Genomic DNA, 15,413 nt, shown 5'->3' on the forward strand with positions numbered 1-15,413 from the left:
GAAATCAGTGATATTTAGTCATTTTGTGTCCAAGAACTTAACTTTGTTCTTAGACGTTGCATAGATTGGCTTAGTATTTGGCTTACTCGGGACTCACTCACACCAATGACTTCACCAATTTCTTTCAAGTTTAACTCTTCATCATAATAGAGCGAAAGTACTAAGGCTTCACGCTCCGGAAGTGATTTTATTGACTCAACCAATGCTTTACGGAACGATTCATCAGCAACACCTTGGAATGGCGAGTTGTCCTCATCATCGTCCAGTGGGGAAATAGCATCGTCCGAAACACCTAAGTCTTCGATACCAACAATTCGCGAGCAATTAATATCACTTAACACCGTATGATACTGGTCAAGCGGCATATTTAAGTGCTTTGCGACTTCGGCATCGCTGGGATCTCGATTTAGTATTCCTTCTAATTCAGAGATCGCCTGGCTAATTTCTCGGTTATGTCTATGAACCGAGCGCGGAACCCAGTCACCGCGTCGAATATCATCGAGCATAGCTCCACGAATTCGAATTCCTGCATAGGTTTCAAAGCTAGCGCCTTTACTCCCGTCGTAATTCTTTTGAGCTTCAAGCAGACCAATCATCCCGGCTTGGATTAAGTCGTCAATCAAAACGTTGGGCGGCAGGCGTCCAATCAAGTGATGTGCAATACGCTTAACCAATACAGAATATTGCTCGATAAACAGCTGCTGGCTGTTCAAAGCTCCATATTGATTGTAGGTAAGCGCTTTATTCACCAAATGGTTCCTCTACTGTTTCTGATCGATTAAGTAGCCGCTCAACAAAAAATTCTAAATGGCCACTTGGTGTTTTCGGTATTGGCCACGTGGTTGCTTTATTCGCCAATGAGCTAATCGCTAAAGAGGCCGGAGAACGCGGAAATGCATCAACCACATTGCGTTGTCTTTTCACTGCTTGACGAACATTATCGTCCAGCGGAATACATGCTACGAGTTCAAGGCTGACATTCAAGAAGCGTTCTGTGACTAATGTCAATTTAGCAAATAATTCCCGACCTTCACGATAACTTCTCACCATGTTTGCAACAATCTTAAATCGTCGAACTTGGTGTTCTCTGCTTAAAAGTTTGATCAACGCATATGCATCTGTGATTGAAGTCGGCTCATCACACACAACAACCACAACATCTTGTGCTGCTCGAGCAAAGCTGACAACCATATCAGAAATACCGGCCGCTGTATCGACTAAAAGCACGTCCATCTCATCTTCCAGCGTACCAAACGCTCGAATTAAGCCTACATGTTGCGCATGTGACAATTCCGTCATGGACTGTGTACCTGAAGTCGCAGGAATAATCTGAATTCCGTGCGGTCCTTCAGTTATAGCATCTTTTAGCTCACACTCGCCAGCAAGCACGTGTCCTAGGTTACGCTTAGGACGAATACCGAGCATAACGTCGATATTGGCTAGGCCGAGGTCTGCATCCAGAACCATGACTTTTTTACCTTCGCGAGCCATACAAATAGCCATGCCTAAGGTTACGTTTGATTTGCCCACACCACCTTTACCACCTGTCACGGTAATGACTTTGGTTAACGATGGCTGAGATAAGCGACGTAAGCCGCTTGCTTGGTCATATATCATTTTATTCGTCATATCTGTACGCCGCCTAGAATCTCTCTGAATCACTATTCCAATAGTGAGGTTCATTTTCTGTCGACTTCTCTAGTAATTCGTTTGCCTTTGCCACCATGTATTTAGGCTGAGCAAGCACAATGTCTTCAGGTACACGTTGTCCATTCGCAATGTAAGCAACAGGTAGTGAGTTTTGAACTACCACACTGACAAACTCACCTAAGCTCAAACATTCATCGAGCTTAGTCATGATGCATCCTGAAAGAGGAATTCTTCTAAAGTGTTCGATGGTTTCCTGCAGTACCTTTCTCTGAGCTGTTGCAGGCAGAACAAGGTAGCTGTGAATCACTTCCCCACTCTCTTGCATCAAGGTATCTAGCTGTTCGGATAAGCGAACATCACGTTGTCCCATACCAGCGGTATCGACCAAAACGAGTCGGCGATTTCTCAACTGATATATTACTTCGGCTAACTCTTTGGAATCTTTAGCGACTCTTACAGGACAACCCATAATTCTTCCGTAAATCGACAGCTGTTCGTGTGCGCCGATTCGGTAAGTATCTGTCGTTACCAGTGCAACATTGTCGGAGCCAAACTCCATCGCTGCACGAGCAGCAAGCTTAGCCACTGTAGTCGTTTTACCCACTCCAGTCGGACCTAAAAGCGCGACAACACCGCCGCGTTTTAATATGTCTTGTTTCACTACGGGTATTTGGTCTGATACTAAGCCCAACAAGGCTTTCCACGCTTTTGGCGGAGGCGTATCTTCGGGGATATAGCAGGCCAACTGGTCAGCTAAATCGAGTGATACTCCCATGCGTTCAAGGCGTTTAATCAGCATTGCGCGCAATGGTTCACGACGTTCAACTTCTTGCCACATTAGGCCTGAAACTTGATGTTCTAAAAGACGACGGATTGACGTCATCTCTTCACGCATATTTTCTAAATCTTGTGCAGAAACTTTTGCTTCTTCAGGGTGATGACGTTCAAAGCGAGTCGGATCCAAACGCAGTTTACGCTGCTCGCGATTCGTCTCTTCTTCCTCAGCCCAGCGACTTACTTTAGATTGTGGCGCGCTTGATTGAGTTGAATGGCTGTTCTCTCTTTGACGCTGTAGCAAAGCAGATAGAGAATCTTCATTGTCCGCACGACGAGTATCTTGCTCGGGCATCGCGCCATTGCTGTACTGCTTGAGCATATTCGCAAAACGTTGCGTCATTGAACGACCTTCGGCAGCACTTGCTTGCAAGCTGACACGGTCATCTTCCAGTTCACGTCGAGCAGGCTGCCTTGTCAAAGACTGAGAAACCTGACTGTTGCTGAATCTAGGTTGGGAGCTGTAAGGTTGTTGAGTTCTCGGCTGTGATACAGCTGGAGACGCAGACGGCTCACCATCCACTGCCGCCACGATTTCGACACCACCAGCGACTTTTTTATTCGACATGATCACCGCATCCACGCCCAACTCTTCTTTGACTTGGAGTAGCGCAGTTTTCATATCTTTGGCAAAAAATCGTTTTATTTTCAAAGCTGATATCCGTCTTTAATGTGAGGCGAACTAATTATCTAACAACAGTTAATTACCTACCGCCTGCACAATTCGAATTTGTTTTTCGTCAGGTATCTCTTGGTACGAAAGGACACGCAAGTTAGGAATGGTATTTTTCACAAACTTAGCCAGTGTCGAGCGGAGAACACCTGAAGTGAGCAATACAGCAGGCTCACCTTTCAATTCTTGTTCTTGTGTTGCTTGGCTTAATGCCATTTGTAACCTTTCAGCAAGCCCCGGCTCAATGCCTGCGGACTCACCACCTGAAGCTTGCATTGTTTGATGCAATATTTGTTCCAGTTCGGGTATCAATGTAATCACTGGTAGCTCAGGCTCTATTCCATTGATTTCCTGAACGATTAGGCGCTTCAATGATATACGCACAGCTGCGGTGAGGATGTCAGGTTCTTGACTCTTACTGGCATATTCAGAAAGCGTTTGGACGATAGTTCGGATATCGCGAATTGGTATGGCTTCGTTCAATAAGTTCTGCAGAACTTTCACCACTACGCCTAACGATAGCTGATCAGGTACAAAGCCTTCCACCAGCTTCGGCGTTGAACGTCCAAGCATTTCCAGTAAGTTCTGTACTTCTTCGTGACCAAGTAGCTGGGATGCGTTGTTGGTTAGCAATTGGCTCAAATGTGTCGCCAGTACTGTTGACGAATCCACAACGGTGTAACCCAAAGCCTGAGCATGTTCACGTTGGTCTTCTCGAATCCAAACCGCTTCTAAGCCAAATGCAGGGTCGAAAGTGCGTTCACCGTCAATCATGCCGTACACTTGCCCTGGGTTGATAGCAAGTTCTTGGTCAGGTCGAATTTCAGCTTCGCCAGCAGCAACGCCCATCAAAGTAATACGGTAGCTGTTTGGTGTGAGCTCTAAGTTGTCACGGATATGTACGGCAGGAATAAGGAAACCAAAGTCTTGCGATAGCTTCTTACGTACCCCTTTCACACGTTCAAGCAGTTCTCCGCCTTGATCTCTGTCGACCAAAGGAATTAAACGATAACCCACTTCTAAACCAATGATGTCCACGGGTTGTACATCGTCCCAAGAGAGTTCTTTCTGTGACGGCGCATCACCATCCAATGTGGCAGGAAGCTTGGTTGTTTCTTCTTTTGCCGATTTCTGTTTGCGTTGAATCCAATACGCACAACCACCCGCGATCGATGCCAGCAGTAGAAAAGCGAAATGCGGCATTCCCGGTACGATACCCATAACACCCAGTATCGCCGCGGTGATCATCAATGCTTTAGGGTTATCAAACAGTTGGAAGATTACCTGTTCACCCATATCTTCATCGGTATTTTGACGCGTTACCATGATCGCAGCGCCAATCGATAATAATAGTGATGGGATCTGAGCCACCAAGCCATCACCGATGGTTAGCAGGGTATAGATCTCAATCGCTTCGCCAAAGCCCAAACCATATTGAGCCATACCGATAGACAGACCACCGATGATGTTAATAAACAGGATTAGGATACCAGCGATGGCATCCCCTTTTACGAACTTAGAAGCACCGTCCATCGAACCATAGAAGTCGGCTTCTTTGGTCACTTCAAAACGTCGAGTTCTTGCTTGTTCTTGGTCGATTAGACCCGCATTGAGGTCAGCATCGATCGCCATTTGCTTACCGGGTAAAGCATCCAAGGTAAAGCGAGCACTAACTTCAGAAATACGACCCGCACCTTTGGTGACAACCATAAAGTTGATGATCATCAGGATAAGGAACACCACTAGGCCGACAGCGTAGTTACCACCGATAACCACGCTACCAAATGCTTCGATAACGTTACCTGCGGCGTTGCCTCCTTCATGACCTTTCAGCAAAACCACACGGGTTGAAGCAACGTTCAAGGCTAAGCGAAGCAAAGTTGCAATAAGTAGAACTGTCGGGAATGCAGCGAAATCCAGAGGTCTACGGGTATAAACCGTCACCAATAATACGACCATCGCCAGCGCTATATTGAAGGTAAAGAACAAGTCCAACAAAAAGGCTGGGATCGGTAAAACAACCATGCCAAGAGTCGCAAGCACCATAATAGGCGCGCCAATCGCTGGCATGCTGCGCTGTGGAATGGAAGGTAACTTATCCGCAAATGGCAGAGTAAACTTCATAGGCCTATAAACTATTCGTTAATACTAAAATTGAAGAATTCGGTTTGCAGTATTTAGTTTGCTGATTTCACAAAGCCAAGCTCGCAAAAAGCCTCTAAATGACAACATTTTAGCCGGAGGATGCAATTTTCAGTCCATGCTAATGCGCCAAATTAATGGCTGCTTGCTATTCATAGCGGTTTACTAAGAGAGAGCGATTGCAGATGACCAAAAACGTTTAGAGATAAAAAAGGCCGCCTTACGGCAGCCTCTTCATACTTGTTCGATTAGGGGTGGATATTCCACACCAACTCACCTTTGCGGGCGGCGACATCATATTCGATGCAAACCAGTCCAGACGTCGGGAACATAGGTGCAACCATCCCCGGTACAAACTCAGAAACCAGATACCCCACTAATGGCAAGTGTGACACCAGTAATACTGATTCCAGATGCTCTGCTTCAATACAAGCAGCAACGAACTCAAATACATCTTCTGACTGACCATATGGCGTGATCTCTTCACACACTTCAACCATATCTGCCGAAAAGTGTTGAGATATCTCTTGCCAAGTTTGTTGAGCGCGCAAGTAAGGGCTCACAAAGACTTTGTCTATATGGGTAATGTTCTTCTGAATCACGCCGGCTCTGGCTACAGCGACAGACTCATTCCGACCTCTATCCGTCAAGGCTCGCTCTGCATCACTGGCAGCATAATGCTGGGCTTCTCCGTGACGCATAATAAAAATTTTCATCTTTTTTACCTTAGGTTTAATGCAGTCTGTTGCTGCTTGGCGGCGATTATAATCGCCTTTCACCCTATTTCGCGACCACTTTTGCCGCAATTTGTGAGTCCTTTATATTACGCAACTCTCATGCCATCTATATCCGTTGAGTCTAGGCTCACTCACCGTATTTATCTCTTAATGAACCCAAATTAAGGTTAATTTCAAAACTATCAGTCTGTTAAAAACTCAGTGAAAAGACTAAAATGACAATGTGTTAATAAAAGTTCCAAGTTTATAAGCGCTCTCGTTTATAAATATCCAGCTCATAAAAACCCGATCTCGTATTTGCGGTAAGTAGTATCAGCGCCATACTTAAGATCCCGTGCTACTCCGGAGATTCTCTGTGCACATAAGTCCTAATGATTCAAACCGCTATCGACACTTCACTCTGCCAAACGCGCTGAGGGTGCTGTTGATCCAAGATGAAAGTGCGCAAAAATCTGCTGCTGCACTTGCGGTCAACGTAGGACATTTTGATGACCCTATTGATCGCCAAGGTATGGCTCACTATCTAGAGCACATGTTGTTTTTGGGAACAAAGGCGTACCCGAAAGTTGGCGATTTTCAAAGTTTTATCAGCCAACACGGTGGCAGTAATAACGCTTGGACAGGAACAGAGCACACCTGTTATTTCTTCGACGTAACAACCAGCGCTTTCGAAAAAGCGCTTGACCGATTTAGTCAATTTTTTGCCGCGCCTTTATTCAATGAAGAAGCGTTAGACAAAGAGCGCCACGCTGTCGATTCAGAGTACAAGTTAAAGCTCAATGACGACTCTCGCCGCTTATATCAGGTACAAAAAGAGACGGTTAACCCACGCCATCCGTTTGCAAAATTCTCCGTCGGCAATATCGAGACATTAGGTGACAGAGAAGGTAAATCGATCCGCGAAGAAATTATTGCGTTTCATGCCGAGCAGTATTCGTCGGACATCATGACGCTGACGCTTATGGGTCCACAAAGCCTCGATGAGATGGAACAGTGGGTCAAAGAGAAATTTTCAACCATTGAAAACAAACAGCGACGCGGAAAATCAATCAGCGAACCATTTGTCACACCTGAACAAACGGGCATTACTATTCGCGTTGAACCGTTAAAAGAAATTCGTAAGTTGGTAATGAACTTCCCCATGCCTAACGTGGATGCTCATTATCCTTACAAACCTTTGTCCTACTTTGCACACTTAATCGGCTATGAAGGCGAAGGCAGCTTACTGTTAGCATTGAAAGACAAAGGCTGGATTACGTCACTTTCAGCGGGTGGTGGTGCCAGTGGCAGCAACTATCGTGAATTCTCTATCAGTTGCACGCTGACATCAAAAGGCTTGAAAAAGACAGACGAAATCATTCAGGCACTGTTTCAATATATCCGAATGATTGAAGAACAAGGCTTGGAAGAGTGGCGTTACCTTGAGAAACGCGCGGTATTGGAATCGGCTTTCCGCTTCCAAGAAACAAATCGTCCTATGGATATTGTCAGCCATTTAGTCGTCAATATGCAGCATTACGCCGCTGAAGATACCATTTATGGCGACTACCTGATGAGAGGTTACGATGAGGCGTTGCTAAGAAGTTTTCTGCCTTATTTGTCGCCAGAAAATCTTCGGGTAACTGTCATTGCCCAGGGGCAGCATTACGATAAAGAAGCCAACTGGTACTTTACGCCCTACTCTGTCGAACCTTTTAGCGAAGAACAACAGAACATCTACCGTACGAATGACAAGACGTGGCCGTTGACTTTGCCGCCTCAAAACCCGTTTATCTGTTACGACCTTGACCCTAAACCGGTTGTCGATGCGCAGCCACAACCACAGATATTGCAAGACTTACCTGGCTTCCGTTTATGGCACATGCAAGATGCGGAATTTCGCGTACCAAAAGGCGTGATTTACATCGCCATCGACAGTCCGCACTCCGTCGCGAATGTGCAAAACATTGTCAAAACTCGCCTCTGTGTTGAGATGTTTTTAGATTCGCTGGCGAAAGAAACCTATCAAGCAGAAATTGCCGGTATGGGTTACAACATGTATGCCCATCAAGGTGGCGTAACGCTATCCATCTCTGGTTTCAGTCAGAAGCAACCTCAGTTGATGGAAATGATTCTATCTAAATTCGCCGAGCGTAGTTTCAGCCCTAAACGCTTTGACACCATTAAACAACAAATGCTGCGCAACTGGCGTAATGCGGCACACGACAAACCCATTTCTCAGTTGTTTAGTAATATGACGGGGCTATTGCAGCCCAACAATCCGCCGTATCCAGCTTTGCTTGAAGCGTTAGAAACAATAGAAGTTGACGACTTGGCTGAGTTCGTAGATTTAATTCTTGCCAACTTACATATCGAGATGTTTGTTTACGGTGACTGGCAAACACAAGACGCGCACGATATGGCAGAAGTGCTCAAAGATGCATTAAGAGTAAAAAACCAAACTTACGAAGAGTCTCTACGCCCTCTTGTTATGTTGGGTAACAGCGGGACTTTCCAGCGTGAACTGGACTGCAACCAAGATGATTCAGCAGTGGTGGTTTACTATCAGTGTGAAGATACAGAACCACGCAACATCGCGCTCTATTCGCTGGCGAATCACTTGATGTCAGCCACCTTCTTCCATGAAATTCGTACCAAACAGCAGTTGGGCTACATGGTTGGGACTGGCAATATGCCAATGAACCGTCATCCGGGTCTGGTACTTTACGTTCAGTCACCGAATGCAGCACCAAGCGATCTTATTTTTTCGATTGATGAGTTCCTGAACGCTTTTTATCTGGTTCTGCTTGAACTGAATGATTACGAATGGCATAGCAGTAAACGTGGTTTGTGGAATCAAATCGCTACACCCGATCCAACCCTAAGAACACGAGCACAACGCTTATGGGTCGCTATCGGTAATAAAGATTGGAACTTCAATCAACGGGACATCGTACTTGAAGAGCTCAAACAACTGAGCAAATCCGATATGATCCGTTTCGTGGTTAATACGCTTAAACCAAGGACTGCCAACCGACTCATTATGCATACGCTTGGCAATGCTCATCAGGACTGCGAACCGCTCCATTTAGGGCTGGAAATTGGTTCAACGGAAGAGTTCCAGCTCAGACCAAAAGCGTACGATATCGGCTAGATTTCAATGAAAAAAGGAGTTGCGAAATACAACTCCTTACTTTGACTTAATGTGATTTAGGCGAAGTTACTGTTCTGATTCAACAATGTTTTTTAATGAATGGGGATGCAACTTAATACACACGCCCTGCCACTTGAACGCCACAGTCGGGTTATTCAATCGCTCACCTTCGCCCTTGGGACTGGATAGCTTCACTTTGACACCTTTGTCTGCAAGATTGTCCCAGTTCAACGCAAGATCAGGAAACACCTGTTTCAAATGCGCCAGATAGTCATCGGCGGTTTGCGCTTCTGATGGCACTACAAATTCTACATGTTCCCAACTTTGCTCAGGATAAATTTTACCTTCTGCAGGATAAGGCAGTTCCAAACACTCAATTTTCCAAGCGTTCGCGACCAAAGGCTCGTTAAACGCGATAACAATAATCGGACGACCGTTAATCTGTGTTTGCGAAATCACTTCACCTTCTTGAGCCCAAGCTTGATGCGCCAATTTTGCCAACTCCAACTCGTTAATCCGCATGGCAATATGATCAAGTTGATAGACCGATAAATCTATCTGCAATACAGCCGTTAGTTGCTGTATTTTTTCGATAAAATTTTCTAAGTTTTGTTTCATCTGATTAGGATGAAGACCTGCATCTAGCAATGGCTGAAGCATTTTACGCGTCCAAAATAATGATTTTTCACCGATACTATCAAAAGCGCGCGGAAAAGTAGTAAATTTCCCAATTTCTTCCCTATAAGCGCGCTAATAAAATTGCTATTATGTGCGCCAATTTATGAACTAGATCAAGATATGCATTCACTACTGTTTGGTATTTGTTAACCTTTTAGTGATTTTTATGCATACGCAACCAATTCCCAGAATTGAAGGACACCCGAGTGAATATTCAAGCACTGATTAATGACAAAGTATCTCAGGCTCTTGAAGCCGCTGGCGCACCAGCAGGAAGCCCTGCTGCCGTTCGCCAATCTGCAAAGGCACAGTTTGGCGATTACCAAGCCAACGGAGTAATGGGCGTTGCTAAACAGTTAGGTACAAATCCGCGAGAATTCGCACAAAAAGTCTTGGATGTTCTCGATCTCGACGGTATCGCAAGCAAAACCGAAATTGCTGGCCCTGGTTTCATCAACATTTTCCTAAGCGAAGAGTTCCTAGCAGCACAAGCTGAAGCGGCACTCGCTGATGAGCGTCTAGGTGTGGCTGTTGAAGCACAACAAACTATCGTTGCAGACTACTCAGCGCCAAACGTTGCAAAAGAAATGCACGTAGGTCACCTACGTTCAACCATCATTGGTGATGCTGTCGTTCGTACTCTTGAATTCTTAGGTCATAAAGTTATCCGTGCTAACCACATCGGTGACTGGGGTACTCAGTTCGGTATGCTTATCGCAAACCTTGAGCGTATCCAACAGGAATCGGGTGAAGTATCAATGGAGCTTTCTGACCTAGAAGGTTTCTACCGCGAATCGAAAAAGCTTTACGATGAAGATGAAGAGTTTGCAGTAAAAGCACGTGGCTACGTTGTAAAACTTCAAGGTGGCGACCAGTTCTGTCTAGATATGTGGAAGAAACTGGTTGACGTAACTATGGTTCAAAACCAGCGTAATTACGATCGTCTAAACGTGTCTCTTACTCGTAACGATGTTATGGGCGAAAGTATGTACAACGACATGCTGCCAACTATCGTTGCTGACCTGAAAGAAAAAGGTTTGGCACAAGAAGACGACGGTGCTCAAGTTGTGTTCCTAGACGAATACAAAAACAAAGATGGTGAGCCAATGGGCGTTATCATCCAAAAGCGCGACGGTGGTTTCCTTTACACCACAACAGATATCGCATGTGCTAAGTACCGTTATGAAACGCTAGGTGCTGACCGTGTGTTGTACTTTATCGATTCACGTCAACATCAACACTTGATGCAAGCTTGGACGATTGTTCGCAAAGCAGGTTACATCCCTGAAGAAGTGTCTTTAGAGCACCACGCATTCGGCATGATGCTAGGTAAAGATGGTCGTCCATTCAAAACTCGCGCAGGCGGTACTGTTCGTCTTGCTGATCTTCTTGATGAAGCAGAAGAGCGTGCAGCAACGTTGATCGAATCTAAAAACCCTGAGCTATCAAGCGAAGAGAAAGCAGAGATTGCAACTACTGTAGCAATGGCGGCCGTGAAGTATGCAGACCTGTCTAAACACCGTACAACTGACTATGTGTTTGACTGGGACAACATGCTAGCGTTTGAAGGCAATACTGCACCGTACATGCAGTACGCTTACACTCGCGTTGCTTCTATCTTTGCTAAAGCTGGTTTGTCGATGGATGAACTGAGCGGTGACATCAAAGTTACAGAAGAGAAAGAAAAAGCATTGATCGCCAAACTGCTTCAATTTGAAGAAGCAGTACAAGCAGTTGCTCGTGAAGGTCAGCCTCACATCATGTGTAGCTACCTGTTCGAGCTTGCTGGTCAGTTCTCTAGCTTCTACGAGGCTTGCCCAATCCTAGTTGCTGAAGATGAACAAGTAAAACAAAGCCGTTTGAAACTGGCTGCGTTAACTGCGAAAACCATTAAACAAGGTTTGTCACTGCTAGGTATCAATACTCTAGAACGCATGTAATACAGCAAGTTAATGCAAGCAAATTGAAAAAGGTTGGCGACATGCCAACCTTTTTTTGTTTACGCTCCCCTGAGTGCGCAAGCGACTCACGCACCAAGACGGTTAAAATCTATTTGTTGCTGCTGATTCTCTGCGCAATCTTCTGTTCTTCTCATTGCTGGCATTGGTATAATCGAGGCAGTTTTTATCATGGATGTCCAATATGAGTTTTCACCTTCACCCACAACTTGCTAAAGATACCGATGTGATTGGCCATTTCCCGCTCTGTGTTGCTCTACTCCATAAAGACGACGCTGTGCCATGGGTTATCTTGGTACCTAAAAAAGCGAATCTAAAAGAACTGCACCACTTACCAATGAAAGAGCAGCAACAGTTTCTTGTTGAATCTCAAGCAGTAAACCAAGCGTTAGAAGCACTGTTTCAACCAACAAAATTGAATCTCGGCGCATTAGGTAACATGGTTCCCCAACTGCATATCCATCACATTGCTCGTTTTGAAGATGACGTTGCTTGGCCTGGACCAATCTGGGGAAATACCAAAGGCATTTTTCGAGATGAAGAACTGCAAGAAGAGATGTTAGTGAAACTACGTAGCTTACTGTCAATGAGCAAAATTTTTGTCACCGCTTAAGAGCGTTTTTGCCGACTGGTTCTGGATACATAAAAAGAGAAAGCCGCTTAATGCGGCTTTTTCTTTATTTCAATGACATCTTATTTCAATGACATCATTTTCACTACATCGTGACCGTGACTGACAGGCTATCTTGCTTGTTGATGACATAGCGAACTCGCGTCACATACTGAGCAGCATTGGTATCAATCAGGCGAGAAATAACACCTTTCTTAATCCAAATAGCGAGCATGGCATCAACACCATCTTCACTGACTGAAAATCGTTTCGCCAGTTCCTTACGTGTAATACTCCCCTGCTCCTCAATCGCCTGTTTCAGTTCGGTCAAAATCATGCCACTTGAACCTCAAGAACTTGCTGTTTGCGTCCAGCTCTCTTAAGCATTTGGAACACGGTGTAGTAGACGGCAACAATAGCCACTATCCAACTGATACTTGATAGAGGATGACTCGCAAGGTTTGCCGCTTGATAGAATATCGCCGCACAGCCATACGCTAAACCCATCGTCCATGCGGCAATAAAGTAAGAGTACTTTTTACCAAATTCGCGAACGTATGCACCCATAGCCGCTACACAAGGCGTGTAGAGAAGAATCATAATCAAGTAAGCAAATGCTGCGCTGCCGCTTTCGAAATGTGAGTTCAAGTTACCGAAGATTGAAGAATCCACCTCTTGCTCTTGTGCAACGGCTTCGTTATCAGAAAGGTCACCCACCTCAATACCCAATGGGTCAGAGAAACTCAATCCCATTAGGTTTTCAGGCACTGACATTACCGCTTCTTCTAAACTCGCCATTAAATCGAACTCGGCACCTTCTTCATCACCCGCGGTGGTGTAAAGATTGTTCAGCGTACCCACAACCGCTTCTTTAGCGAATATCCCCGTAATGATACCGACAGTAGCTGGCCAGTTATCTTGGTTCACACCAATCGGTGCAAATACCGGAGTCACAACCTGAGCAGCCTTCGATAACACTGAGGCTTCACTGTCTTGGTTACCAAAAGAACCATCGGTTCCTACAGAATTCAAGAAGCTTAAAATCGCCACCACCAAAACAATAGTTTTACCTGCACCAAGCACGAAGCGATTAAGCTTTTGCCACGTTTTAATCAGTACGTTTTGCAGTGTTGGAAGCTCATAGTCAGGCATTTCCATCACTAAGCTGTCGCTTGAGCCAGGATACAACGTCTTCTTGAGAACCCAACCAGTAAACACCGCTGCAACAATACCGAGTAGATAAAGCGCAAATACAATGTTTTGACCACTTTGTGGGAAGAATGCAGCGGCAAAGAGCGCATACACAGGTAAGCGCGCGCCACACGACATAAACGGAGCCATAGACGCAGCTAACTTACGTTCACGTTCTTGGTCTAAAGTACGAGTCGCCATAATAGCAGGCACGTTACAGCCGAAACCGAGTACCAAAGGTACAAACGCTTTGCCCGGCAGACCGATTTTTTGCATCACCTTATCAAGTACGAATGCTGCACGTGACATATAGCCTGAACTTTCTAATACAGCTAAGAACAGATACAAACAGGCAATAACAGGGATAAAGGTAGCAACGGTTTGGATACCGCCACCAATACCATCCACCAGAACCGTCACCAACCAAACTGGCAGATGGTCATCAAGCAGAAAATGGCCGCCATCAACCAGCAGTGCTCCAACACCAATATCAAAGAAGTCGATAAACGCACTACCAATGTTGATAGAGAACATAAACATCAGATACATCACAGCGAAGAAGAATGGAACGCCTATCCATTTGTTTAAAATGATTTTATCGGCTTTCTCGGTAAAGCTGTGGCTCAACTTACCTTCACTACAGCGAATTTGTTTACACTGTTCATGGAGATAAGTGTACTTGGTATCTGCCACATGTAAGTCTATGTCCAGCCCGCACTCTTTCTGCTGCTTATAGACCTCTGCGCGGTCAGCTTCAGGCAAGCCGTTAATGACCATTAAATCGTTTTCAAGAGCACGAATAGCTAAAGCACGTGCAGCAACATCTTGTTCTTTAAACAATGGTATAAGTTGCTGAATTGACGCTTCAAAATTTTCGCCATAATTGAGCTCAATATCTTTAAGAGCGATACCTTGAATAAGTTGTTTATGCAGTTTCTCTTTGAAACGACGAACTTGCTCTCTGTTATTGGCAGAAAGGGTAAATACAGGGCAACCCAACATTTCGGCGAGCAATTTGGTATCAATACGTTGACGCTCGCGTTTGAGTGCATCCATCTTATTCAGAACCACAACCATCGGTCTGCCAAGTTCACGCAGCTGTAATGTCATATATAGACTGCGTTCTAAGCTAGTTACATCTACAACGTTAATAATCAGATCCGCTGGATGAGTTAATACTGCTCTAGAAGCAATCGACTCATCAATACTATTGCTATCGTTACCACTGTCTAAAGCGTAAATACCCGGCAAGTCCGTAAGTCTAAAGACATCACCTGAGTGGGAGTAACGACCGGTCTTCTTCTCAACGGTGACACCCGCCCAGTTTCCCACCTGCTGTTTTGCACCGGTTAGACCATTAAACAGAGTTGTTTTACCGCTATTAGGGTTACCGACCGTAAGCACTTGATATTGCATTATGCTTTCTCCACTTCAATAGACGATGCAATGCTCTCTCGCACTGCCAACGATATGCCTCTTACTTCAACCTGTATCGGGTCGCCCATAGGAGCTCTACGAATTAGCGTCACTTCTGTATTTGGTAATAACCCCATTACCATAAGCTTTTTCCTAACCTCATTAGACAGCCCGTTCAATGTTAGAACAGTGCCTCGGTCGCCATCATTTAAGTCAGATAGTTTCATAATGCATTTCGCCAATCGTAGTGTTAATGAGAAACATTTTTATTTGATATACGAATCATACGCCCCATCAACCCAACAAATATTGCGTGAAATCAAACATTGCTAAAATGACAACTCTTACTCAATGACTTCTTCATCTCGTCAAAAACGTCAAATTCAAAACG

The 15,413-nt window shown here is 44.9% G+C and carries 12 protein-coding genes and 1 pseudogene; 3 read left to right on the plus strand and 10 right to left on the minus strand.

Annotated features, from left to right (window positions below; genetic code table 11):
- Nucleotides 1–14: 14 nt before the first annotated feature.
- The 6 genes and pseudogenes from HKI82_RS09190 to sixA all read right to left on the minus strand — a co-directional run bounded on the left by HKI82_RS09190 (nucleotide 15) and on the right by sixA (nucleotide 6,015).
- Complete coding sequence (locus HKI82_RS09190; RefSeq protein ID WP_042483847.1) at nucleotides 15–749, minus strand: RNA polymerase sigma factor FliA; 735 nt, start codon at nucleotides 747–749, stop codon at nucleotides 15–17.
- A complete protein-coding gene (locus tag HKI82_RS09195) occupies nucleotides 742–1,629 on the minus strand; it encodes a MinD/ParA family protein (RefSeq protein ID WP_042483851.1) in 888 nt (295 codons plus the stop codon). The genes HKI82_RS09190 and HKI82_RS09195 overlap by 8 nt, the downstream gene beginning before the upstream one ends.
- A gap of 13 nt (nucleotides 1,630–1,642) precedes the next feature.
- Nucleotides 1,643–2,728 (minus strand): flagellar biosynthesis GTPase FlhF, encoded by a 1,086-nt coding sequence (gene flhF / locus HKI82_RS09200; RefSeq protein WP_373863243.1) that lies wholly within the window; start codon nucleotides 2,726–2,728, stop codon nucleotides 1,643–1,645.
- A pseudogene (locus HKI82_RS20685) lies at nucleotides 2,705–3,136 on the minus strand (flagellar biosynthesis protein FlhF); the annotation flags it as partial. The pseudogene HKI82_RS20685 and the gene flhF, both read right to left, overlap by 24 nt.
- 48 nt (nucleotides 3,137–3,184) lie before the next feature.
- Entirely contained in the window at nucleotides 3,185–5,281 is a 2,097-nt protein-coding gene (gene flhA / locus HKI82_RS09205; protein WP_102940810.1) for a flagellar biosynthesis protein FlhA, read from the minus strand.
- A 266-nt stretch (nucleotides 5,282–5,547) separates the two neighbouring features.
- Nucleotides 5,548–6,015 (minus strand): phosphohistidine phosphatase SixA, encoded by a 468-nt coding sequence (gene sixA / locus HKI82_RS09210; RefSeq protein ID WP_171137830.1) that lies wholly within the window; start codon nucleotides 6,013–6,015, stop codon nucleotides 5,548–5,550.
- Between the two features lie 376 nt (nucleotides 6,016–6,391).
- Between sixA and HKI82_RS09215 the strand changes: the two genes are divergently transcribed.
- Nucleotides 6,392–9,169, plus strand: coding sequence for an insulinase family protein (locus HKI82_RS09215; RefSeq protein ID WP_171137831.1), 2,778 nt, complete (start codon nucleotides 6,392–6,394; stop codon nucleotides 9,167–9,169).
- Nucleotides 9,170–9,235: 66 nt separating this feature from the next.
- On the opposite strand, the gene HKI82_RS09220 is transcribed toward HKI82_RS09215, so the two are convergent.
- On the minus strand, nucleotides 9,236–9,829 hold the full coding sequence (locus HKI82_RS09220; RefSeq protein WP_102940813.1) for a VOC family protein: 594 nt from the start codon (nucleotides 9,827–9,829) through the stop codon (nucleotides 9,236–9,238).
- A 224-nt stretch (nucleotides 9,830–10,053) separates the two neighbouring features.
- Here HKI82_RS09220 and argS point away from each other — a divergent pair, with 224 nt between their 5' ends.
- Both argS and HKI82_RS09230 read left to right on the plus strand, forming a co-directional pair.
- Nucleotides 10,054–11,787, plus strand: coding sequence for an arginine--tRNA ligase (gene argS, locus HKI82_RS09225; RefSeq protein WP_171137832.1), 1,734 nt, complete (start codon nucleotides 10,054–10,056; stop codon nucleotides 11,785–11,787).
- A 202-nt stretch (nucleotides 11,788–11,989) separates the two neighbouring features.
- Complete coding sequence (locus HKI82_RS09230; RefSeq protein ID WP_102940815.1) at nucleotides 11,990–12,418, plus strand: HIT domain-containing protein; 429 nt, start codon at nucleotides 11,990–11,992, stop codon at nucleotides 12,416–12,418.
- A 103-nt stretch (nucleotides 12,419–12,521) separates the two neighbouring features.
- Here HKI82_RS09230 and HKI82_RS09235 read toward each other — a convergent pair whose 3' ends face one another.
- The 3 genes from HKI82_RS09235 to HKI82_RS09245 are packed head-to-tail and all read right to left on the minus strand — an operon-like array spanning nucleotide 12,522 to nucleotide 15,249.
- Nucleotides 12,522–12,752 carry a FeoC-like transcriptional regulator gene (locus HKI82_RS09235; protein ID WP_171137833.1) on the minus strand — a complete coding sequence of 77 codons (231 nt, stop codon included), beginning with the start codon at nucleotides 12,750–12,752 and terminating at the stop codon, nucleotides 12,522–12,524.
- Nucleotides 12,749–15,022: a Fe(2+) transporter permease subunit FeoB gene (feoB, locus tag HKI82_RS09240; RefSeq protein WP_171137834.1), complete on the minus strand. Its 2,274-nt coding sequence runs from the start codon at nucleotides 15,020–15,022 to the stop codon at nucleotides 12,749–12,751. Before feoB ends, HKI82_RS09235 begins: the two co-directional genes overlap by 4 nt.
- Complete coding sequence (locus tag HKI82_RS09245; RefSeq protein ID WP_171137835.1) at nucleotides 15,022–15,249, minus strand: FeoA family protein; 228 nt, start codon at nucleotides 15,247–15,249, stop codon at nucleotides 15,022–15,024. Before HKI82_RS09245 ends, feoB begins: the two co-directional genes overlap by 1 nt.
- Nucleotides 15,250–15,413 lie beyond the last annotated feature (164 nt).

It is taken from the genome of Vibrio plantisponsor (assembly GCF_013041605.1).
In the GTDB taxonomy this organism is placed as follows: domain Bacteria; phylum Pseudomonadota; class Gammaproteobacteria; order Enterobacterales; family Vibrionaceae; genus Vibrio; species Vibrio plantisponsor.